This window comes from Pseudoclavibacter caeni, from assembly GCF_008831125.1.
Lineage (GTDB): Bacteria > Actinomycetota > Actinomycetes > Actinomycetales > Microbacteriaceae > Pseudoclavibacter_A > Pseudoclavibacter_A caeni.
Window position 1 is genome coordinate 446,109 of sequence record NZ_WBKA01000001.1, and the last position, 22,847, is coordinate 468,955.

General features: G+C 72.7%; 20 protein-coding genes. 15 read left to right on the plus strand and 5 right to left on the minus strand.

The annotated features are described in order from the left end of the window. Positions 1-29: 29 nt before the first annotated feature. From F8O02_RS02060 to F8O02_RS02110, 11 genes are all read left to right on the plus strand, one after another. Positions 30-1,658, plus strand: a complete 1,629-nt coding sequence (locus tag F8O02_RS02060; RefSeq protein WP_158035567.1) for a polysaccharide deacetylase family protein — start codon at positions 30-32, stop codon at positions 1,656-1,658. Between the two features lie 138 nt (positions 1,659-1,796). Further along, positions 1,797-2,114 carry a hypothetical protein gene (locus tag F8O02_RS02065; protein ID WP_158035568.1) on the plus strand — a complete coding sequence of 106 codons (318 nt, stop codon included), beginning with the start codon at positions 1,797-1,799 and terminating at the stop codon, positions 2,112-2,114. A gap of 8 nt (positions 2,115-2,122) precedes the next feature. After that, complete coding sequence (gene cas5e, locus F8O02_RS02070) at positions 2,123-2,905, plus strand: type I-E CRISPR-associated protein Cas5/CasD (protein WP_158035569.1); 783 nt, start codon at positions 2,123-2,125, stop codon at positions 2,903-2,905. Then, positions 2,902-3,564: a type I-E CRISPR-associated protein Cas6/Cse3/CasE gene (gene cas6e, locus F8O02_RS02075; RefSeq protein WP_158035570.1), complete on the plus strand. Its 663-nt coding sequence runs from the start codon at positions 2,902-2,904 to the stop codon at positions 3,562-3,564. The genes cas5e and cas6e overlap by 4 nt, the downstream gene beginning before the upstream one ends. 149 nt (positions 3,565-3,713) lie before the next feature. Then, positions 3,714-5,183: a glycosyltransferase 87 family protein gene (locus F8O02_RS02080; protein WP_179416218.1), complete on the plus strand. Its 1,470-nt coding sequence runs from the start codon at positions 3,714-3,716 to the stop codon at positions 5,181-5,183. Between the two features lie 10 nt (positions 5,184-5,193). Next, on the plus strand, positions 5,194-6,132 hold the full coding sequence (locus tag F8O02_RS02085) for an SDR family oxidoreductase (RefSeq protein ID WP_179416217.1): 939 nt from the start codon (positions 5,194-5,196) through the stop codon (positions 6,130-6,132). Continuing rightward, positions 6,129-6,815: a uracil-DNA glycosylase gene (locus F8O02_RS02090; RefSeq protein ID WP_158035572.1), complete on the plus strand. Its 687-nt coding sequence runs from the start codon at positions 6,129-6,131 to the stop codon at positions 6,813-6,815. Before F8O02_RS02085 ends, F8O02_RS02090 begins: the two co-directional genes overlap by 4 nt. Before the next feature lie 138 nt (positions 6,816-6,953). After that, the gene (cysK, locus tag F8O02_RS02095) at positions 6,954-7,901 is read left to right on the plus strand and encodes a cysteine synthase A (RefSeq protein WP_158035573.1); all 948 of its coding nucleotides are present in this window, start codon (positions 6,954-6,956) and stop codon (positions 7,899-7,901) included. A 38-nt stretch (positions 7,902-7,939) separates the two neighbouring features. Next, positions 7,940-8,521 (plus strand): serine O-acetyltransferase EpsC, encoded by a 582-nt coding sequence (epsC, locus tag F8O02_RS02100; protein WP_225734056.1) that lies wholly within the window; start codon positions 7,940-7,942, stop codon positions 8,519-8,521. A 68-nt stretch (positions 8,522-8,589) separates the two neighbouring features. Continuing rightward, positions 8,590-9,783, plus strand: coding sequence for a DegT/DnrJ/EryC1/StrS family aminotransferase (locus F8O02_RS02105; protein ID WP_158035574.1), 1,194 nt, complete (start codon positions 8,590-8,592; stop codon positions 9,781-9,783). Between the two features lie 32 nt (positions 9,784-9,815). After that, positions 9,816-11,069 (plus strand): carboxylate--amine ligase, encoded by a 1,254-nt coding sequence (locus F8O02_RS02110; protein WP_158035575.1) that lies wholly within the window; start codon positions 9,816-9,818, stop codon positions 11,067-11,069. Between the two features lie 87 nt (positions 11,070-11,156). Here the strand turns inward: F8O02_RS02110 and F8O02_RS02115 are convergent, their stop codons facing one another. Continuing rightward, positions 11,157-12,182, minus strand: coding sequence for a lipid II:glycine glycyltransferase FemX (locus tag F8O02_RS02115; protein WP_179416216.1), 1,026 nt, complete (start codon positions 12,180-12,182; stop codon positions 11,157-11,159). A 117-nt stretch (positions 12,183-12,299) separates the two neighbouring features. Next, a complete protein-coding gene (locus F8O02_RS02120) occupies positions 12,300-12,785 on the minus strand; it encodes an acyl-CoA thioesterase (protein WP_158035688.1) in 486 nt (161 codons plus the stop codon). Between the two features lie 287 nt (positions 12,786-13,072). Between F8O02_RS02120 and F8O02_RS02125 the strand changes: the two genes are divergently transcribed. From F8O02_RS02125 to F8O02_RS02140, 4 genes are all read left to right on the plus strand, one after another. Beyond that, a complete protein-coding gene (locus tag F8O02_RS02125; protein ID WP_158035577.1) occupies positions 13,073-14,119 on the plus strand; it encodes an enoyl-CoA hydratase/isomerase family protein in 1,047 nt (348 codons plus the stop codon). Between the two features lie 176 nt (positions 14,120-14,295). Next, a complete protein-coding gene (locus tag F8O02_RS02130) occupies positions 14,296-17,121 on the plus strand; it encodes an energy-coupling factor transporter ATPase (protein ID WP_158035578.1) in 2,826 nt (941 codons plus the stop codon). 30 nt (positions 17,122-17,151) lie between these two features. Next, positions 17,152-17,757, plus strand: a complete 606-nt coding sequence (gene dcd, locus F8O02_RS02135; protein ID WP_158035579.1) for a dCTP deaminase — start codon at positions 17,152-17,154, stop codon at positions 17,755-17,757. Between the two features lie 31 nt (positions 17,758-17,788). Beyond that, a complete protein-coding gene (locus F8O02_RS02140) occupies positions 17,789-18,055 on the plus strand; it encodes a hypothetical protein (protein WP_158035580.1) in 267 nt (88 codons plus the stop codon). A 5-nt stretch (positions 18,056-18,060) separates the two neighbouring features. On the opposite strand, the gene F8O02_RS02145 is transcribed toward F8O02_RS02140, so the two are convergent. From F8O02_RS02145 to F8O02_RS02155, 3 genes are all read right to left on the minus strand, one after another. After that, on the minus strand, positions 18,061-19,413 hold the full coding sequence (locus F8O02_RS02145) for an MFS transporter (RefSeq protein ID WP_225734057.1): 1,353 nt from the start codon (positions 19,411-19,413) through the stop codon (positions 18,061-18,063). Between the two features lie 410 nt (positions 19,414-19,823). Beyond that, complete coding sequence (locus tag F8O02_RS02150; protein ID WP_225734058.1) at positions 19,824-21,308, minus strand: malate:quinone oxidoreductase; 1,485 nt, start codon at positions 21,306-21,308, stop codon at positions 19,824-19,826. A 260-nt stretch (positions 21,309-21,568) separates the two neighbouring features. Next, positions 21,569-22,651, minus strand: coding sequence for an aspartate-semialdehyde dehydrogenase (locus F8O02_RS02155; RefSeq protein ID WP_158035582.1), 1,083 nt, complete (start codon positions 22,649-22,651; stop codon positions 21,569-21,571). Between the last annotated feature and the right edge of the window lie 196 nt (positions 22,652-22,847).

Here is a 22,847-nt window from a genome sequence, read left to right on the forward strand (position 1 = left end):
GGGGCGTGCCCTGTCCCACGGGAGTCCTGGTGTTCGCTGAACCGTTCACGGCGATTGGCCGTGTCATCGTCCTGACCGTGTGTGGGCTCGTGCTCGGCGGCTGCTCGATCCCTGACGTGGTCGACGGTTCCGACGCCCGGGCCGAGGTGCACGATCTCGCCGCGGTGATCACCATGGGGACGCTGCCGGCCCCGCTCGTCCCGGACGCCGTCGGGCTCACCGGCCAGCGCATCCTCAATCCCGACACGCACACCGGCGGGCGCTTCGGGTACCTGCCCGCCTCGGACGCGTTCGGCGAGCACGTCGACGCGTTCGTGCGCGACGCGATTCAGCGGCAGGTGAACGCCGTCGGCGTGGCCTATGAACCGAACGCGACGAGGGAGCCGGCTGGGCTCGAGGACCGCGCCTGCCAGCAGGGCACCACTACCGTCGCCGCCGCGCTGGCCTCCGGCGACGGGCTGGACCTCACTTGCGACGTCATCGCGGCGTCCGGGTCCATCGCGGGGGAGCGGGTGCGGGCCGTGCAGGGCACCGCGGCCGCCGTCGCGGACGACCGCACGATCACCGTCTACGGCAGCACCGCCGACGGATCCGCCACGACCGGCGACGGACTGTTCGACGACAGTCGGCGCGAAGAGATCGCACAGGCGGTCGACGAGGCGGCCGACCGGCTCGGTCTGGGCGACCTGCTCGGTGGCTCCGTGGATGACGGCACGAGCGGTGACGGCACGGAGGACGGTGGCGCGAGCGACGCCGACGGCGAGACATCCGGGGACGATGCCGACGCGTCCGCCGCGGACACGCGGCTGAGCCTGCTGCTGCAGGGCACCACGATCGCCGCGGACGGCTCGGCCGCCATCCCCGTGCCGAGCGCGCTGCTGCCGGCGGGGCACGCCCCAGTCGTGCTCGCCATCCCCGCCGATGCCCTCGACGGGCTGCTCGGCGACCTCGGCCGGCAGGTGCGCGACGCCGTGGTCGGCCAGACGCCGTTCGACGCCGGCACGGCCGTGCCCGTGGGACGGCAGCACGTCGACTGCGAGCTCGTCTCGTGTATCGCGATCACCTTCGACGACGGGCCGAACGACCAGCAGACCCCGCAGATCCTCGACATCCTCGCGCAGAAGCAGGCGACCGCGACGTACTTCCTGCTCGGCAGGCAGGTGCAGGCGTTTCCGGACCAGGCGCGACGGATCGCCGAGGCCGGGCACCAGATCGGCAGTCACAGCTGGGATCATCCCCAGCTGACGAAGCTGTCGGACGATGACGTGCGCTCGCAGCTGCAGCGCTCGCTGGACGAGATCGAGCAGGTCACCGGCAGTCGGCCCACGATCTACCGGCCGCCGTACGGCGACGTGGACGACCGGGTGCGGGGCCTCGCCGGCATCCCGGCCGTGCTCTGGGACGTCGACACGCGCGACTGGTCGAAGCCGGGGGAGGACCAGGAGTACCGGACGGCGACGGAGAATGCCCACACCGGCGCGATCGTGCTCTTTCATGACCGGCTCGACGGCACGGTGCACCAGCTGCCGGCGATCATCGACGACTACCGGGCGCGGGGCATGACCCTCGTCACCGTCGGGCAGCTGTTCGGCGACGCGCTCGCCGGGAACAGCGAGTTCATGGACCACCGGGCCACGGCGATCGAGCCGCAGGGGTGAGCCGGGGCGGGACAGTCGATGTGGCGTGGACACCTGCCGGTCTTATCGACGAGGACGAAATACCCCTGTGCGCCGTAGCCAGGTCACACCATGGAGAGGCAGGCAGGCCTGTGTCTCGGTTCGTTCACAGTGGGGCGTATGCGGGGGCGACATTGGCGGAACGGTGAAGCACCAGCTTGCACGGGGAGCACCAGCGCCATCATCGCCACTTACAAGGACAAAACGGCTCATCCCCGCTCGCGCGGGGAGCACCCCGGGGAAGGCCGCCGTCAGGAGGCGCTGACCCGGCTCGCCGACGAGGCTCTGAACATCGACGAGGTGTACGGGACCGAGCCACAGGCCTCGTACGTCATGACCATCGCCCCGCTCAGCGCACCGGACGAGCTCGGTGAGCACGTCACGCTGCCCCAGCTGCTCGAGCGACTGCGGGGCGAGCTCAGCGGCCAGCAGGCGTGAGGCCACGCATGTCAGTCACACACTCGCTGGTGCTGTACCTCGCCGCACCGATGCAGTCCTGGGGCGTTGGCAGCCGCTTCCGCTCACGGGAGACCGAGCCCATGCCGACGAAGTCGGGCATCGTCGGACTGCTCGCCAACGCGTTGGGACGCGGTCGGCGGGATCCGGTCGACGACCTCGCCACGCTGGAGCTCGCAGTGCGGCAGGAACAGCCGGGGACGCTCCTGCAGGACTACCAGACGGCACGTGACCTCGACGGCGGCGGAAAGACGCGCCTGAGCACCCGACACTACCTCGTCGACGCCCGGTTCCTCGTCGCCATCGGCGGAGAGCAGCACGCGCTGGAGTCACTCGCCGAGGCGCTGCGGCGGCCGGCCCGGCCGCTGTATCTCGGGCGTCGATCGTGTCCGGCCAACTGGGACCTCCTCGACGAGCATGAGCACGACGGCGTCGCCGGAGGTCATGCCGTGCGGCCGGGCGATCCCCGGACCGTGCTCGAGCAGGCCGCCTGGCGAGCGGCCTCCCGAGTACGGCAGACCCTGCCGAAGACGGTGAGGCTGCCCCTGCTCGTCGACGCGAGGCGAGGGGAGACCGGTGACATCCTGCACGATGCCCCGCTCTCCTTTGATCCTCAGCATCGCGACTACCGAGACCGTGCGGTGACCAGACTGGCCGTGACGATGGACAACCCCGAGGGCCGATCCGATCGGGACGAGGAATCCGACGCCGACGCGATCGCTGACGAGGGTCTGGTGACGGACCCGTTCCTCGAGGAGGTGCGGAACGCATGACCTGGTTCTCCCGTGTGCTCATCAACCCCAACCTGCGCCAGGGGCGCCGGCTGATCACCAACGCCCACGTCATGCATGCCGCGGTGCTCGCCTGCTTCCCACCCGACGTGGCGGCGAACGGGCGAGTCCTGTGGCGGCTGGACGAGCAGCACCCGCGCTACACGCTGTACATCGTCAGCCCGGCACGGCCTGACCTGCGTCCGCTGTCCGAACAGGCCGGGTGGTCCACCGAGCCCGGTCAGATCCTGGACTACGGGCCACTGCTGGACCGGGTCGAGCTCGGCACCACCTGGCGGTTCCGCCTGCGAGCCAACCCGGTGCGGTCCGTCTCCGCCGGACGGGGACGACGCGGCCGGATCGTCCCGCACGTCACTCCGGAGCAGCAGCTCGGCTGGCTCGCCGAGCGTGCCGGGCGCCACGGGTTCGCCCTCGTCGAGCGGGATGGCACGAGCCTCACCGCCGTCACCGGCCGGGCTGACCGGCACTTCGTCAAGAACGACCGGCACACGGGCGGACGCCGTGCGGTCACGCTGCGCGAGGCCCAGTTCGATGGCGTGCTCGAATGCACTGACCGGCAGCTGCTGCGGCAGACGCTGACCCAGGGCATCGGTCGTGGCAAGGCCTACGGGTGCGGCCTGCTCACCATCGCCCGGGTATGAGTCGAGGCCCGGTCACATGCGGGGCGGAGCCGGGCGGGCGGCGTCCGCGCGCCGTGCCGCGCCGTGCCGCGCCGGCCGCCCCGCGCTCGCACCGGATGGTCCGCGCCCCGCGCAGGCCGTTCCCGGTCGGCATGCGCGAGAATGGCCGGGTGACTCCGACCGCCCCGCGCCCGCTGCCCGCTCCCGACGCTGCCGTGCTGCCCCGCCGTCGACTGCGTGAGCGGCGTCCGCCGACCGGCGAACGTTCCGGGCGCACCCCGCGTTCCGGGCGCACCCGCCGCGCGGGCCTGCGGGTGTGGTCGAGCCCGATCGCGTTGACCGCGGTGTTCCTCGCCGTGCACGTGTGGCTCGGGGCGAAGGGGATCACCCAGTACGGGCGCCCGTTCGGCGATGTGACGAGCGTCTACCACTGGTGGTCGTACCAGGCGCTCGCCGAGGGGCACTGGTACGGCATTCTCGAGACCTGGGTGTACCCGGCGGTCGCCCTGGCGCCGATGGCGGCGACCCTCGTCATCGCGACGGTGCTCGGCGTCACCTACACGGTGGCGTGGCTGATCCTCGTCACCGCGCTCGACCTTCTCGCGCTCGCCGTGCTGACGGACGGCCTGCGCGATACCGCCCGCATCCGCGTCGCCTGGCTGTGGCCGGCCGCGCTCCTCGCCCTCGGCGCCGTCTCGCTCGGCCGCATCGATACGGTCGCCCTCGCACTCGTCGTCATGGCGCTCGCCCTGCTCGACCGACACCCGGCCGTCGCGGGGCTGCTGCTCGCCCTCGGCGCCTGGATCAAGGTGTGGCCCGCCGCCGTGCTGCTCGCGGCCCTCGCGGTGCACGGACGCGAGCGGCGGATGCGGCGCGGGCTCGTCCTCCCCGGCGTGTGGCTGACCGCCGGGCTTGCCGTGCTCGCGGCGGCGGCGTCCGCGATCGCCGGCCGTGGGCTCTCCGGCCTCGCCGTGCTCTTCGGGTTCATCGGCGGGCAGGCCTCGCGCAACCTGCAGGTCGAGGCCGTCGCCGCGACCCCCGGCCTGTGGGCGGCGCATGCGGGGCATGGCGCCGTCGTCTACAACGATGAGATCTACACGAACGAGCTGATCAGCGCCTCCTCGCCGGCCGTCGCCGCCGTGGTCACCGTCCTGATGGCGGTCGTCGCGGCGGCGATCGCGGCGCTCGCGTGGCGGGCCGCGCGTCCGGCGTCGCATCCCGCCCCCGTCGCCGCCCGACAGAGAGACCCTGCCCGGAGGGAGGATCGCGCCCGCACGGCCGTCCTGCTCGCCTGGACGGTGCTCGCGCTGGTCGTCACGTTCATCGTGTGCAACAAGGTCGGCTCGCCCCAGTTCGAGGGGTGGCTCATCGCCCCGGCGCTGCTGCTCGCCGGTGCCCGCCCGCCGCGCTGGTGGGCGCCGGTGGGACTCATCGGCGTGGTCCTCGGGCTCACTCAGACGATCTACCCGTCGCTGTACGGCTGGCTGCTCGGGCTCGCCCCGTGGATGCTGTGGGTCATCACCGCGCGCAACGCACTGCTCGTCGTGCTGCTCGGCTGGTCGATCGTCGCGATCGCCGGGCTGGCGTGCCGGCCCGCTCACACCGCCGCGCTGCGGGGCCGGAGCGGCGCGTCTGCGTAGGATGCCCTGTATGACTGCTACGAATCCAGCACCGACGGTCACGCCCGTCACCCTCGACGAGGCGTCTGCCACGACGGGCGGCCCCCGCAGCGGAGAGGTCGCCGTGCACACCGTGCTCGTCACCGGCGCCAGCAGCGGCATCGGACGCGCCACGGCCGTCCTGCTGCGCGAGCACGGCTGGCGGGTCATCGCCGTCGCCCGCCGCGAGGAACGACTCGCCGAGCTCGCCGAGCAGACCGGGGTGATCCCGTTCGCCGCCGACCTCACCGACGAGGCCGAGGTCGCCGACCTCGTCGAGTTCGTCGCCGAGCAGGGGCGGCTGGACGCTCTGGTGAACGTCACCGGCGGCGCCATCGGCGTCGACCCGATCGAGACCGGCGCCCTCGACGACTGGCTGCGGATGTACGAGATCAACACCCTCGCGACCCTGCGGATCACCCAGGGGCTGCTGCCCGCCCTGCGCCGCACCGCCGCCGTGCACGGCTCGGCCAGTATCCTCACCGTCACCTCCACCGCCGGGCTCATCGTCTACGAGGGCGGCGCCGGGTACACGGCCGCCAAACACGCCGAGCAGGCGCTCGTCGACACGCTCCGGCTCGAGCTCAACGGCGAGCCGATCCGCGTGATGGCCGTCGCGCCCGGCCTCGTGCACACCGCCGAGTTCTCGCTCAACCGGCTGCACGGCGATCAGCGCCGGGCCGACGACGTGTACGCGGGCGTCGATCACCCGCTCACCGCGGAGGACGTCGCCCAGGTCATCGTGCAGTCGCTGGAGCTGCCGCCGCATGTGAACCTCGACCTCGTCGTCGTGCGCCCGGTCGCCCAGGCGGCCCAGCACAAGCTGCACCACGGCCCGCTGCGGGTGCGGGGCGTCGCGGGCGACGACCGGCATCCCGCGGACGCGGCCGGTCGCCTCGCGGTGGATGGCGCGGCCGGCACGGCAGAATGACCGCCCCGCACCCGGTCGCCGACTTGGTCGACGCCTCGTGGGCGCCCGTGCTCGCCCCCGAGACCGAGCGGATCGCGAACATCGGCCGGTTCCTGCGCGCCGAGGTCGCCGAGGGGCGCCACTACGCGCCGGGTGGACCGAACGTGTTCCGCGCGTTCCGGCAGCCGATGGACCACGTGCGCGTGCTCATCGTCGGGCAGGATCCCTACCCGACCCCCCGGCACGCGATGGGGCTGTCGTTCTCAGTGCGCCCCGAGGTGCGACCGATCCCGAAGTCGCTGCAGAACATCTTCCGCGAGCTGCACGACGACGTGGGCGCGCCGACGCCGGCGAACGGCGACCTGCGCCCATGGGAGGAGCAGGGCGTGATGCTGCTCAACAGGGTGCTCACCTGCGAGCTCGGCCACCCCGCCTCGCACCGGGGGATCGGCTGGGAAGCCGTCACCGAGCGCGCCATCCGTGCTCTCGGTGCGCGTGAGGAGCCACTGGTCGCCATCCTGTGGGGCCGTGACGCCCGGGCCACGAAGCCGATGCTGCCGAACGCGCATGTGATCGAGTCGCCGCACCCGAGCCCGCTCTCCGCGCATCGCGGGTTCTTCGGCTCGCACCCGTTCAGCCGTGCGAGCGCCTGGCTGGAGGAGCGCACAGGCCGCGGCGTCGACTGGACGCTGCCCGCGGCTTGACGGGGCGCGTCCCGCCCCGACGAATGTTACGAAGTGCGTCTGACCGTTACGGGTGGTGTTGACAGGACGCGCTAGTGTGCACTCTGATGCGCCGGCCGGCCGGCCGGCGCCGACCACGGACCAGACGGAGGCCTCCAGATGGCAGAGATCCACGACAGCATCATTGACACGATCGGCGACACCCCGCTGGTGCGCCTGCACCGGCTGCCCGCCGACGCAGGCGCGCAGGAGGGCGCCCAGGTGCTCGCGAAGGTCGAGTTCACCAACCCCGCCGGCAGTGTCAAGGATCGTCTGGCCGCGGCCATCGTCGAGGCGGCCGAGCGCAACGGCGAGCTGCGTCCCGGCGGCACCATCGTCGAGGGCACCAGCGGCAACACCGGCATCGGGCTGGCGTTCATCGGCGCGGCCAAGGGCTACCACGTGATCCTCACGATGCCCGAGACGATGTCGAAGGAGCGCGTCGTCCTGGCCCGCGCGTACGGCGCCGAGATCGTGCTGACCCCCGGCTCGGAGGGCATGCGGGGCGCGGTCGCGAAGGCGAAGGAGATCGTGGCGAGCACGGACAACGCCATCCTCGCCAGCCAGTTCGCCAACCCCGCCAACGTCGCCATCCACCGCGCGACGACCGGCCCCGAGATCATCGAGGCGACGAGGGGACGCGTCGACTGGTTCGTCGCCGGCATCGGCACGGGCGGCACGCTCACCGGCGCCGGGCAGATCATCAAGGCCGCGAACCCCGACGCGAAGGTCGTCGGCGTCGAGCCGAGCGACTCGCCGATCCTCAACGGCGGCAAGGCCGGCCCGCACAAGATCCAGGGCATCGGGGCGAACTTCATCCCCGAGGTGCTCGACACCGAGCTGTACGACGAGATCATCGACGTGGCGTTCGACGACGCCACGGCCACCGCGCGCCGGCTCGCCGACCGCGAGGGCATCCTCGCCGGCATCTCCGCGGGAGCGGCGACGTGGGCCGCGCTGCAGATCGCGAAGCGCCCCGAGGCGGCCGGGAAGACGATCGTGGTGATCATCCCCGACTTCGGCGAACGGTACCTCTCCACGTCGCTGTACGCGGATCTGCTCGGCTGACGCGGGGCCCGACCGGGGTGTCGACTAGAGTCGGTGGGGTGTTCAGCAGGATCCGAGAGGACGTCGACAACGCGCGCCGGCATGACCCGGCGGCGCGTTCCGCCATCGGGGTGTTCCTGCTGTACTCGGGCGTGCACGCGGTGTGGAACCACCGAGTCGCCCACTGGCTGTGGATGCATGGCCACCGGGGCACCGCGCGATTCCTCTCACAGGCGTCGCGGCACCTCACCGGTGTCGAGATCCATCCCGGCGCGACGATCGGGCGCCGCTTCTTCATCGACCACGGGATGGGGGTGGTCATCGGTGAGACCACCGAGATCGGCGACGACGTGATGATCTACCATGGCGTCACCCTCGGCGGCACGAGCCTCGAGGCCGAGAAACGGCACCCAACGATCGGCGACCACGTGCTCATCGGCGCGGGAGCGAAGGTGCTCGGGCCGGTCACCGTCGGCGCGTACTCGGCGATCGGCGCGAACGCCGTGGTGGTGAAGGACGCGCCCGAGCACTCGCTGCTCGTCGGCATCCCCGCCCGGCCCCGGCCCCGCCGTCCGGAGCGACCCGCCGACCCGGAGCCGGAGGACCTCACCGAGTACCAGGACCCGGCGCTGCTCATCTGAGCCGTCGGCCGCGTGGCGCTCGGACTGACGCCGGGCCCGCATCCCGCCGCGCCGGTAGACTCGGTGGCATGGGAATCGAGGCTGATGATGCGCGCGTGCGCGAGGCGCTGGCCGCGCACAGTGGCACGGAGGCCGGGCAGTGGCATCTCGTGTCCAAGGCACGGCACGGCATGCAGGTGCTGTTCGAGACGCTGCGCTCCGCACGGGGCGAGGGCGAGGTGCTCACCCAGGGACTGACCTGCTGCACGGCCGTCGACCCGATCATCGCCGCCGGGCTCGTCCCCGCCTACGGCGCGGTCTCGCCGCGCTCGCTCGCCCTCGACCCGGAGGCACTGACGGCCTCCGACCGCACGCGGGCGATCGTCCTGCAGCACACCTTCGGGCTCGTCGACGACGCCGGCGCGGCCGGGCTGCGGGCGCGGGCCGATCGCGTCGGCGCGCTGCTCGTGGAGGACAGCGCCCACTGCGTCGGCCGGCTGGCGCGCGACGCGGGTGGGCGGCCGCTCGCCGACGTGTCCGTCCACTCCTTCGGCATCGAGAAGATCCTGCCGACCCGGTTCGGCGGCGCGGTGTGGATCGCGCCGGGTCTGGCCGACACCCCGCTGGGCACCCGGCTGGTCTCCGCACTGGACGGCCTGCCTCAGGCGGGACATCGTGCCGACCTGCTCGTGCGCGGCTATCGCACCGAGCTGCGCGTGCTCACCCACCTGCCGGCCCCGGTCGCCCGGCCGCTGCGCCGGATGCTGACCGACGCCGGGCTGTTCGAGCCGGCGGTGGCCGACGTCGAGCGGCGCGGCGGGGTCAGCCGTCGACCGATGCGGCCCTCCGCGCTCGTGCTGCGCCAGGTCGCGGCGGGGCTCGCCGGGCTCGACGCCAACGAGCGGCTGCGCCGGCGCACGGTGACCGTCTACCGGCGGGAGCTGGGGCGGGTGCCGGGCGTCGAGCTGCCCGAGCTGGTGCGCGAGGATCCGGTGCAGCCGCTGCTGCGCCTGCCGCTGCTCGTCGCCGACACGGCACGGGCCCGGCGACTCATCGCCGAGCTGCGGGACGCCGGCCTCTACGCCACGGACTGGTACCGGCCCGCGCTGTACCCCGGGGTGACCGATCCGACCGCGTACCGCTACGACCCCGCCGCGCCGCAGAACCGGCCCGGGGAGCGGATCATCGCCCGCATCCTGAACCTGCCGACCGACGTCGGGCCGAATCGCGCCCGGGCCGCGGTCGAGGTCATCGCCCGCTCCGCGGCGACGCCGGGCGACTGAGCCGGGCCTCGCGCGCGGGTAGAATCGTGCGCATGACCGCAGCCCCCGCCTTCACTCCTGTCATCCTCGGGTCGGACATCTGCACCTACGCGATGGCGCGGGAGTTCGACGAGGCGTATGGCGTGCGCAGCATCATCGCCTCGACCGCTGAGACCGGCGCCATCGCCCACTCCCGGATCGTCGAGCACGTGACCTTCACCGACGACCGCGACGAGCGGGCCCTCGTCGCCCAGCTGGGCCGGCTGGCCGACCGGCACGCGGGCGAGCGGCTGCTGCTGCTGGCCAACACCGACTGGCGCATCCGCACGCTCGCCGTCCACCGCGAGGAGCTGGAGGCACACGGGTACATCGTGCCGGTGCCGCCGCTCGAGGTCATCGACCTGGTGGCCGACAAGGTCGCGTTCGCCCGCCGCGCCGAGGAGCTCGGCCTCGCAGTGCCCCGCACCACGGTGGTCGACTTTGCCGGGGCAGACCGGCCCGACTGGCGGCCGACGCCTCCGCCCGACGACCTCGGCTGGCCGGTCATCGCGAAGCCGGCCGTCAGCGCCGACTACGAGAACCTCGCGTTCGAGGGGCGGAAGAAGGTCTACCGCATCGGCGACCGGCAGGAGCTGGACGACCTGTGGCGACGGCTGCGCGAGGCGGGGTTCCGTGGCACGTTCGTCGTGCAGGAGATGATCCCCGGCGACGACACCGCCATGTACTCGATCACCGCCTACGTCGACCGCGGCGGGCGGACGACGCTGCTGAGCTCCGCGCACGTGCTGCTGGAGGAACATCACCCGGCCACGCTCGGCAACCCGTGCGCCATGATCACGGAGCGTCATGACGAGATCCTTGAGCCGGCCCGCCGGTTCCTGGAGGCCGTGGGCTACCGCGGGTTCGCGAACTTCGACGTGAAGCGGGATCCGCGGGACGGCCGCTGGCTGTTCCTCGAGGTGAACCCCCGCATCGGCCGCAACCAGTTCTACGTGCACGCTGCCGGCGTCAACCCGATGACCGTGCTGGTCGCCGACCAGATCGAGCACCGCCAGGCGCCGCTGCAGGTCGCCGCCGCGGAGCGGCTGTACTCGATCATCCCGCACCGGCTGCTGCTGCGCTATCTGGTCGACCCGGCGCTGCGCGCACAGGTCGTCCGCCTCCAGCGCGGGGGACGGCGGGTGCACCCGCTGCGCAACGCCCGGGATCGCTCCCCGGCCCGCACGCGCTACATCCTGCTGGCCATGGCGAACCAGTACCGCAAGTTCGGCGCCTACTACCCGCGACCCTCGTCCGACGGGTTCTGACTGGCCCACTCCGGCCCGGCCGAGGTCGGACCGGTCGGTCTCGGCCCCGTCAGGGCCGCTTGGCCAGCGTCCAGCCGGGGCGGCGGGTCAGCGGTGCAGCAGGCCGGCGACCCGCCGCATGGCGCCCTGCGCGGCGGGGAGCGCGCGCACCCACGCCCGGTACCGCCACATGGAGAACGGCACGTCGACGCCGGCGTGCAGCAGGTCCTCGTGGCTGGCGAACCCCATCTTGAACGTCGAGATGCCGTCGTTCAGCAGCCCGTTGAGGTCGTAGCGCACCACGCCGCGCCGCTGCAGGTCGAGGATCGCCGTCCACTTCAGCCCGTAGTTCGCGCGCAGCCGCTGGCCGGTCTCGTCGACGCCGCCGTAGAGCTCGAACGAGGTGGTCGCGCTCGCCGCCGGCCAGAGGAAGGCGATCGGCCGCCCCTCGTGGAACGCCGCGTAGATCGGGGAGGCCTCGCCGAGCTCGCGCTGCACGGTGCGGTAGTACGCGCGGTCGTGCAGGGGGAACCCGGCGCGCTGCGCGGTCAGGTCGTAGAGGTCGAGGCACTGCTCGAGCTCGGCGTCCGAGACGATCCGCCGGTACTCGATCGGCTCGCGCAGCGACTTGCGGATGTACTGCCGGGTCTTCTTCGCCATCGCGTGCATGAGCTCGTCCGGCGTCTGCCGCAGGTCGAGGATGAGGGTGCGCGGGATCAGGACGTGCCCCTGCTGCGGGCGCCCGCCGCCGACGCGGAAGGGGACGTCCGCGTCGACGTCCGGCTCGAAGGTGATGCCGACGCCGCCGACGTGCTCGCTCGTCCAGCGGGTGACCGCCGAGGCGATGTCACCGAGCCGCTCCTGCGGGCCGAACGGCCCGCGCGGCACGTAGGCGAGCCGGCGGAAGGGGAGGGGCAGCCGCCGCACGAGCACCTGGGCGCCGCCGATAGCGACCCCCTGGTCATCGGTGACGACGAGGTGCCGTGGCGTCCAGCGTCCGCCGTGCGCCTTCGCCGCGCCCCAGCCCCACAGCTGCAGCGGGTGGCCGGCGTGGTCGTCCACGAGACGATCCCAGGCGGCGCGATCGGTCAGCTCGGACACACGAAGGCCGGCGGAGGCGGAGGAGGAAGTCATGCTCTGCATCATAGATCAGCCGGCGGACGGCCTCCGGAGCCCTCCGACAGTGGCATGTCGGCGGGCCCGTGCACCCCGGCGCAGGGGGCGGCGCGACGACGCCGGGCGAGGTCGTGGTCAGCGGGGGTCGACGATGTCGATCGAGGTGGCCTCCTCGGGGCGCTGCACCGGGATCACCTCGGTGATCGGCTGCCGCGGGATCGGCGCGGTCGTGCGCTTCGGGATGCGGTCGCGCAGGTAGGTGATCTCCGTGTAGCCGTGCGGGGCGGGCTTGCCGTCCGGGCCGAGGTTGACGAAGACGATCTTGTCGATGGTGAGGATCGTCTTGCGTGTGATCATGTTGCGCACCATGCAGCTCATGGTCAGCGAGGTGCGGCCGAAGTGCGTGGCCACGAGGCCCATCTCGATCAGGTCACCCTGCCAGGCGCTCGAGACGAAGTTGATCTCGGAGTAGAACTTCGTCACGCACCGCTCGTTGCCGAGCTGCACGATCGCGTAGATCGCGGCCTCCTCGTCGATCCACTTCAGCAGCGAGCCGCCGAAGAGGGTGCCGTTCGCGTTGAGATCCTCGGGCCGCACCCACTTGCGGCTGTAGAAGTTCATGTGCCGGCGGTTGCCGAGCGGGCGGTCCTCGTACTGGTCGGCGCTCTCCGCGGTGAACGCCCTCCCCGTGCCCTGCTCCTGCTGCTCGTCGGTCTGCTGGTCGGTCGTCTGCTCGTCGGCGGGTCGCCCCGTGGCGTCGCCATGCCCCATCGCCTGTGCGCTCATGCCCACAGATTGTAGCGGCATCCGCGGCCGACAGCCCGGGCGCGCGTCGGCGGGTGCGCGCGGACATATATCATCACGGCCGGGCATGCCATCCCGGTGGTGCATCTGGTTTGATCGTCGTCATGAGCACCGCATCGACCTCCGAGACCCAGCACGTCGCCTGGCGCACGGTCGGTCGTGTCGCCGAGCTCACCCTCGATCGGGAGCGCGCGATCAACGCGGTCACCCTCGACATGGTCACGACGATCCACTCGCTGCTCGACGACTGGGCCGAGGACGACCGCGTCGAGTCGATCGTGCTGCGCGGCGCCGGCCTGCGGGGTTTCAGCGCCGGCGCCGACATCCGCTGGCTCGCCCAGGCGTCCGCGTTCGCCCGCTACGACTTCTTCGACGCCGAGTACGCCCTCGATCTCGCGATCGCCCGGCATCCGAAGCCGATCGTCGCGTTCATGGACGGCATCACCATGGGCGCCGGCGTCGGTCTCACCGCTCACAGCGCGTTCCCCGTGGTCACCGAGCGCTCGCGGGTCGCGATGCCCGAGGTGCGCATCGGGCTGATGCCCGACGTCGGGGCGAACTTCCTGCTCGCCCGCGCCCCGGGGCGGCTCGGCCACCTGCTCGCGTACACCGCCGGCGAGATGACCGGGCAGGACGCGATCGCGGTCGGGCTGGCCAGGCACTTCGTGCCGAGTGACTGGCTCGACCAGATCGTCGACGGTCTCGCCGGCGGGGTCGGCTCGGGAGAGGCGGGGCGTCGTGCCGTGCGGGCGGTCATCGCCGACGCGGAGGTGGAGCCGCCCCTTTCCCGGCTGGTCGAGCATCAGGCGATGATCGATCAGGATCTGGCCGACCCCGACCCGCAGGCGGTCATCGACGCGCTGCGCGACCGCGGCATCGCCGAGGCCGACGAGCTGGCCGACACGATCGCGGGCATGTGCCCGTTCAGCCTCGCCGTCGAACGGCATGCGCTGGATCTCGCCGTCGGCCAGACGCTCGAGCAGGTGTTCGACACCGACCTGCGGGTCTGCTCGGCGCTCACCGCCCGGCCTGACTTCCGCGAGGGCGTGCGCGCCCAGGTGATCGACAAAGACCGCAGTCCCGTCTGGAACCCCGCGCGGCTGTCCGAGGTCGACCCGGACGACGTGCGGCGGGTGTTCGGCGCGGCCTGATCGGTCGCATCCTGCGGCGCCGATCCTGCCCGCGGGACCGGGCGGCACACCCAGCGGCCCGCGCCGACGTGGCGAGCCGGGCGCACAGCGCCGCTCATCCCGTCCACGAGATCGGATGCCGCCCACCGCCGCGTGCCCGGTTGCCCCGTGGGGCCGGTGCTGCGACGATGGTCGGCATGCCCAAACCTTCGTCATCTGCACCGATCGTGCGGGCGACCGAGGTGCGGGTGACGCATCCCGGCGCGCCGCACCCGGCCCCCGACGGCGCCACGCTCGACCTGCACCTCGGCGAGGTGACCCTGCTGCTCGGCCCCTCCGGCGCTGGCAAGTCAACGCTCGCGCTCACCCTCGACGGGCTCGTGCCGTTGCAGTCGGACGCCGAGCTGACCGGCGAGGTCGTCGTCGCCGGCCGCCGCACGGTCGACGCGACCGTCGCCGAGCTCGCCCGCACGGTCGCGATGGTGTTCCAGGACGCGGACGCGCAGCTGGTCACCGCGACCGTGTTCGACGAGGTGTGCTTCGGCGTCGAGAACCTGTGCCTGTCGCGCGCCGAGGTGCTCGCCCGCGCCGAGCGGGCCCTGCGCCGGGTCGGGCTGTGGGGGCGGCGGCTCGATGACCCGGCCGACCTCTCCGGCGGAGGCCGCCAGCGGCTCGCGATCGCCGGCGCGCTCGCGCTCGGGTCGCCCGTCATCGTGCTCGACGAACCGACCGCCAACCTCGACCCGCGGGGGGTCGTCGACGTCTACCGGCTGATCGGCGAGCTGGCCCGGGAACGCACGCACGCCATCCTGCTCGTCGAGCACGACCTGGACGACGCGATGGACGTCGTCGACCGGGTCGTCGTGCTCGACCGGCGCGGTCGGGTGCGACTCGACGGGCCCGCCCGGTGCACGCTCGTCGATCATGCGGACGAGGTGGCCGCCCTCGGCGTGTGGCTGCCGGCGAGCCTGCGCGCGGGCCGGCTGCTCGGCCTGGACCCGCTGCCGCTGACCCCCGCCGAGCTGCGCCGGGCACTGACCGGGCTGCGGCCGGTGCCGGTCGGGGACGGCGGGGACGCCGGGGCACGAGAGGCCGGTGCGGAGGAGAACGTCGTGGCGGCCGGGCGTGGTGCGACAGACGGGGCGTGTGACACGGCCGGGAGCGAGGTCTCGACCCCGGCGGAGGGGCCGGACGTGACGGTGGTGGCCGCCTCCCGCCGACCGACCTCGCCGGCCCCCGCACGGTCCGATGCGGGCTTTGCCGCGCGCATCCGCCACCTGACCGTGCACGCGCCGGGCCGCGGCGGCCGCGTGCTGCTCGACGATGTGTCGCTCGACGTGCCGCGGGGCGCGTTCCTCGCGGTGGTCGGCCGCAACGGCGCGGGCAAGAGCACTCTGCTGCACCGGCTGGCCGGCGTCGTGGCCCCGCCGCCGGGCGTGGTCGCCGTGCGGGACGTAGCGGGCGCCTGGGTCGACCCCGCGCGGGTGAGCTCGCGCCGGCTGGCCGCCGCGGTCGGGTTCGTCTTCCAGAACCCGGAGCACCAGTTCATCACCGAGTCCGTCGCCGAGGAGATCGCCCACGGCCTGCGCCTGCAGGGGCGCCCCGACGAGGAGATCGCCGCACGGGTCGACGCGCTGCTCGACCGGCTGGACCTCGCCGAGCTGCGCGACACACATCCCTACCTGCTCAGCGGTGGGCAGAAGCGGCGGCTCTCCGTGGGCACCGCGCTCGTGACCGGCGCGCCGCTGCTGTGCCTGGACGAGCCCACCTACGGGCAGGATCAGGCCCGCGCCCAGGAGCTCGTCGCGCTGCTCGAACGACTCGTCGCCGAGGGCACCACGGTCGTCATCGTCACCCATGACATGCAGCTCGTCGCCGAGAGCGCCACCCACGTCGCCGTCGTCGACGACGGGCGGGTCGTCGCGTGCGGGCCGGCGGCGGATGTGCTGGCCGGCCCCGCCCCGCGCGCCGCGGGCCTGCTGCCGCCCCCGTTCGCCCGCGCGGTCGAGGAGCTGCCGGGCTGGGCCGGCGTGGCCCGGCTCGGCCAGCTGCGCGGCATGCGGCTCGAGCGGGTGCCCGAGGGCGGCAGTGCGGAGGTCTCGGGGCGGGGGTCTGCGGCGGCCGACCCCTCGGAGACCGCCCACGGTCCCGACCCCTCCCGCCGTTCTGAGCACGGCCGACGTGCCACGCCGCGGCCGAGCCGGGTGAGTGTGTTCGACCCGCTCGTGCCCGCATCCCGACGCCCGCGCCGGGCGCCGCTGGCCCGGCTCAACCCGGTGGCGAAGCTGCTCGCGGTGCTGCCATTGCTCGTCGTGGTGATCGCGCTGCCCTCGATGGGCGCCGTGGCCGGGGTGGGTGCCCTCGCGCTCGCGGTGGTCGTGGCGGGCTCCGGGGCGGGGTGGCGTCGGCTCTCGGCGATCGTGGCGGGCATCCTCGTCGGCACGCTCGTGTTCAGCGTGAGCGTGGGGGTGTGGGTCGACCCGGGGCGGGTCACCGATCATCGGCCATTGTTCACGATCGACGGATGGACGTTCACCGTGGGCGCCTGGCTCAGCGGGCTCGGGGTCACGCTGCGGGTCGCGGCCCTCGCCGCGCTGGGGCTCGTCCCCGGGCTCACCGCGACGGGGCCGGACACCATCCGGGCCCTCGTCGCCCGCGCACACGTGCCCTACCGACTCGGGTACACCACGCTCGCCGCCTACCGGTTCGTGCCGCGGTTCGGGCATGAGCTCGAGCAGATCCGCCGCGCCCACCGTGTGCGCGGGGTCTCCGCCGGTCGCGGCCCGCTCGCCGCCCTGCGCCGCGGCCTGGGGTACGCGCTGCCGCTGCTCGCCGGGGGCCTCCGGCACGCCGAGCGGGTGGCGCTGTCGATGGACGCCCGCGCGTTCGGGGCCGCGCCCACCCGCACCGAGCGCTACGACATCCCGTGGCGGGCGCGGGACGGCTGGTTCGTCGCCCTGTTCTGGCTCGCCGCCGCAGCGGCCGCGATCTGGGGCGGGATGCTGTGGCCGGCCGCGGCGTGAGCGGCCGCGCCCGCCGGCTAGACTGGCCGCATGCTGCTCTCCGACCGTGACATCCGGCGTGAGCTCGCCGCCGGGCGCATCCGCATCGACCCGAGCGAGGACATGCTCGTGCAGCCGGCGAGCGTTGACATCCGGCTCGACCGGTACTTCCGCCTGTTCGACAACCACAAGTACCCGGTGATCGACCCGGCTGAGGAACAGGCCGAGCTGACCCGGCTCATCGCGGTCGATCCGGACGAGCCGTTCGTGCTGCATCCCGGCGAGTTCGTGCTCGGCGCGACGTTCGAGCGGGTCACGCTGCCGGACGACATCGCCGCCCGACTCGAGGGCAAGAGCTCGCTCGGCCGGCTCGGCCTGCTTACCCACTCCACCGCCGGATTCGTCGACCCAGGATTCACCGGGCATGTGACCCTGGAGCTGTCGAACATGGCCACGCTGCCGATCAAACTGTGGCCGGGCATGCGCGTCGGCCAGCTGTGCTTCTTCCAGCTCTCCAGCGAGGTCGAGCACCCCTACGGCTCGAAGGCGTACGGGTCGCACTACCAGGGCCAGCGGGGGCCGACCGCGTCGCGGTCATGGATGAACTTCTCACGCATCGACGTGAGCGTCAGCGACGAGGGCGCGATCGGCGGCTGACCGGGCCGCCGCGGCGTGCGACAATGAGTGCATGCCTGAGAACTACGCCAGCGAAGAGGCCATCGAGGCCGCCCTGCAGAAGTACAAGCAGGTGCTCTGGACCGCCATCGACGCCGGACAGACCGTCGACGAGGCCATCGAGGCGGGCCTCGAGGCGATGGAGGACAACGACACCTTCCAGAACCTCCTCGCCGACGACCCGGACGACCTGATCCGCTCCATCGACGCCGAGCTCACGCACGACGCCGAGAGCGACGAGGGCGACGAGGCCGACGCCACGCTCGACGACATGGCCTGAGCCCGTCAGCGGGGCAGCGGCATCCGTCGCGGGCGCAGGTCGAGGCCGAATGACACGGCCATGATCGCCATCCCCGCGAGGGTCAGCCACACGCCCAGGTGCAGTGTCGCCAGGTACCCGGCGCCGGATGCGACCACGAGCCCGCCGAGGAACGCGCCCAGTGAGTTGGCCAGGTTGAACGCCGCGTGATGGCTCGCCGCGGCGATCGTCTCGCTGCCCGGCGCCACCTGCATCAGCCGGGCCTGCGCGGCGGGCCCCAGCATCGACGAGCCCACGCCCATCAGCAGCACGAACGCGAACAGCATCACCGTCGCGCCGGCCCAGCGCACGCCGAGGACGAGCGGGCCGATGATCATCAGCACGAGCATGAGCGCGAACGACGCGAGGATCGTGCCGAACAGCGAGCGGTCACCGAAGCGTCCGCCCAGCGCGTTGCCGATCGTCATGCCGATGCCGGTGACGACCAGCACGAGTGGCACCAGTGCCTCGGGGGCGCCCACGACGTCCGTCGCGATCGGCGAGATGTAGCTGTAGAACGCGAACCAGCCGCCGAAGCCGATCGCGCCCATGGCGATCGTCAGCCACACCTGCGGGCGGCGGAAGGCGCGGAACTCGGTGGCGATGCTGGCGTCGGGGTCGCCGGCCTCGCCGGGCACGAACAGCGCCACGGCGACGAGAGTGAGGGCGAAGATCGCGGCGACGACGAGGTAGGCAGACCGCCAGCTGGTCAGCTGGCCGATCCAGGTGCCGAAGGGCACGCCGATGACGTTCGCGACGGTGAGCCCGCCGAGCACGAACGCGCCGCCGCGGGACTGCGCGCCCACACCGATGAGTCGGGCGGCGACGATGGACGCGACCCCGAAGTACACGCCGTGCGGCAGGCCGGCGAGGAACCGCATCATCATCACCCCGCCGAACACGGGCGCGAGCGCCACCCCGAGGTTCGCCACGGCGAGCCACACGAGCACCGTGAGCAGCAGCCGCCGCTTCGCCCAGCGGGCGGTGAACGCGGTGACGAGCGGGGCGCCGACCACGACGCCGGCGGCGTACGCCGAGATGAGGTGGCCGGCCTGCGCGTTGGCGGCCTCGGGGTCGGTCGCGGCGAGGTCGGGCAGCAGCCCCTGCGCGAGCTGCGGCAGGATGCCCATCGTCACGAACTCCGTCATGCCGATGCCGAAGCCGCCGAGCGCGAGCGACAGCAGGGCGATGCGGCGGTGGGCGGTCGAGGTGGCCGGTCGCCGCGGGGTCGCGGATGCCGGCGCGGGCTGGGACGCGGTCGTCGGCGAGTCCGGGACGGCGGACGGGGTCGCGGGCTCCGCGGGGGCGTCTTCATCGGGGGAGGGGGTGTGAAGGTGCACGCGGAAAGTCTAGGCAGCGGCGCGCGCGGACACGCCGGGCGGGTCGGCGCCGGTGCCGGGCGGTGGTGCGGGCCCCTGGTGGCGGTGTGGGTCCCCGGCGGTGGGGCTGCGTTCGCGGATTCAGCGTTGTGACGGGGATTCAGTGGTCTGGGTCGGTCTGGTGCTGAGCAGGTGGATCTGCTGAATCCGTGACGCGGGCGGTGTGGTGGGACGCGTCCCGGTGCTTGTCCGGGCGGCGGGTGACCGTGGGGTCCGTGTCGCCTCGTCTCATGCCACGGGACAGTCTCAGAGCGTCTGGAACGCAGAAGAGGAGAACCCGGCATCGCCGGGTTCTCCTCTTCTGCTGGTCCCGGTCACCCGCCGTCAGTGCGAGCCTCTCCCGAGGTGCGCCTCACGCCGGGCCGAGCGCCTCACTTCGCGAGGCCGAGCGCCTCCGAAGTGGCCTCGAAAGTCTTCTTGGCGAGCGCCGGGTCGTCGGCGAGCTTCGTGCCGAAGGTGGGCACGAGGGTCTTGACGGCCTTGGCCCACTTGCCCTCGAACTGCTCGGGGAAGGCGCGGTCGAGCAGGTTGAGCATGATCGGCACGGCGGTCGAGGCGCCCGGGGAGGCGCCGAGCAGGCCGGCGATCGAGCCGTCGGAGGAGGCGACGACCTCGGTGCCGAACTGCAGCGTGCCGCCCTTGCCCTTCTTCTTGATGACCTGCACACGCTGGCCGGCGACGATGAGCTCCCACTCCTCGGGCCTCGCCTCGGGGTAGTACTCGCGCAGCGCCGCGATGCGCTTCTTGTGGTCGAGGGTGAGCTGGCTGACCAGGTACTTCTCGAGGTCGAAGTTCGTCACGCCGACGTTGAGCAGCGGCAGCAGGTTGCCCGGGCGGATCGACGTGAACAGGTCGGTCCACCGGCCGTTCTTGAGGAACTTCGGCGACCAGCCCGCGTACGGGCCGAACATGAGGTGCTGCTCGCCGCCCACGTAGCGGGTGTCGAGGTGCGGCACCGACATCGGCGGGGCGCCGACGGCGGCCTTGCCGTAGACCTTCGCCTGGTGCTTCTTGGCGACGCCGGTGCGCTTGGCGCGCAGGAACTGCCCGCTGATCGGGAAGCCGCCGAAGCCGGCGATCTCGGGGATGCCGCTCTTCTGCAGCAGGTGCAGGGCGCCGCCGCCGGCGCCGATGAACACGAACGGGGCGGTGTACGCCTCGGTGCTGCCGTTGCCGCGGTCGCGGACGGTGACCGTCCAGCGTCCGTCGTCGCCGCGCTTCACGTCGCGCACCTCGGCGTTGTAGGTGATCTCGGTGCCGCGCTCGGAGGCGAACTTCAGCAGCGCCTTGGTCAGAGCGCCGAAGTCGACGTCGGTGCCCGCGTTATTGTGCGTGGCGGCGATCGTCTGGCTCTCGTCGCGGCCGTCGATGAGCAGCGGCGCCCACTCGCGGATGGTGTCGCGGTCGGTGCTGAACTCCATGCCCTGGAACAAGGGGTTGTCCTTCAGCGCCTCGTAGCGGGCCTTCAGGAACGCGCTGTTGGGATCGCCGGTGACGAAGCTCATGTGCGGCACGGTGTGGATGAACGCGGTGGGGTCGAGGTGCCCCTCGGTCGCCAGGTGCGCCCAGAACTGCCGGGAGAGCTGGAACTGCTCGTTGACGTTGAGTGCCTTGGTGATGTTGACCGTGCCGTCGGGGCCCTGCGGGGTGTAGTTCAGCTCGCAGAGGGCGGAGTGGCCGGTGCCGGCGTTGTGCCAGGGGTCGGAGCTCTCGCGACCGGCGCCGGGGAGGCGCTCGAACACCTCGATCGTCCAGTCCGGCTCGAGGATCTTCAGGAACGTCGCGAGCGTCGCGCTCATGATGCCCGCGCCGACGAGGATCACGTCGCGGTCATTGCGGGAAAGTGGTGTAGTCACTGACGGGTCTCCAGTCTCACTTCGGCCTTGGCCGGCGTCCCTGCCGGCGCGCATCGGCTGTACCGCTGCTCCGACTCATCATAGTCCGCCCCGCCGACGTCATCTGACGCCCGAGCGCGCCCCGGACGCGGGCGCGCTCGGGCGCTGGAAGCGGACGGGTCATCCTCTCGCTCGCGGGTGCGGGTGGCTCGATCGCGTGTCGTCGGTCGGGCAGGGGCATCCCAGCTTCCCGTGGGCGCCGCGAGCGCCGGCCGCGGGCCTCAGAACCGCTCGCGGGCGACGAGCTCGCCGAGCTGCACCGCGTTGAGCGCGGCGCCCTTGCGCAGGTTGTCGTTCGTGACGAACAGCACGAGGCCGCGGTCGTCGTCGACGGTCTGGTCCTGGCGGATGCGGCCCACATAGCTGGGGTCGGTGCCGGCGGCCTGCAGCGGCGTGGGGACGTCGCTGAGCGCGACCGCGGGAGCATCCTGCAGCAGCCGGGTCGCCTCGGCCACGGTGAGGGGCTGCTCGAACTCGGCGTGGATCGACAGGGCGTGGCCGGTGAACACGGGCACGCGCACGCAGGTGCCGGCGACGCGCAGGTCAGGGATGCCGAGGATCTTGCGGCTCTCGTTGCGCAGCTTCTGCTCCTCGTCGGTCTCGAGCGTGCCGTCGTCGACGATCTCGCCGGCGAGCGGCACCACGTCGAACGCGATCGGGGCGACGTACTTTCTCGGCTGCGGGAAGTCGACGGCGCGCCCGTCGAAGGTGAGCCCGGCGGCGCCCTGTTCCACCGCGGCCTGCGCCTGCTCGGCCAGCTCGCGCACGCCGCCGAGCCCGGAGCCCGACACGGCCTGGTACGTGCTGACGATCAGCCGGCGCAGCCCGGCCGCGTCGTGCAGGGGCTTGAGTACCGGCATCGCGGCCATCGTGGTGCAGTTCGGGTTGGCGATGATGCCCTTGCGCAGGTCGGCGAGCGCCTCGGGGTTCACCTCGCTGACGATGAGCGGCACGTCCGGGTCGCGGCGCCAGGCGGACGAGTTGTCCACGACGATCGCGCCGGCCTCGGCGAAGCGCGGGGCGTGCTCGCGCGAGGCCGCCCCGCCGGCAGAGAAGAGCGCGAGATCGATGCCGCGCAGGTCGTCGGTGGCCGTCGCGGTGATGTCCTCGACGGTGATCGTGCGGTCGCGCCACTCCAGCGTGGTGCCGGCCGAGCGCGGCGACGAGAAGAACCGCAGCCGGTCGACAGGGAAGTCGCGCTCGTCGAGCAGCCGGCGGATGACCCCGCCGACCTGGCCGGTGGCGCCGACGACGGCGACGTTGAGCGGGCGGTTGGGGTGGGCGGATGCGGTGGTGGCGTTCATGGTTCCCTCGTGTGGTCTGCGGTTCACGGTGCGCGGCGCCGGGGCGCCGTGGCCGTCAGTGCGGTCGCGCGGACGCGGCCGGCTGTTTCGAGTGTAGGAGGTCGGCCTCGCCGCGGGGTCGCCGTCGTTCACGGTGCGACAGTCGGCGGTGCCCCGGCGGCGCGGGAGCCGGGCGGGTCGGTGCCTGTCGGCTTGG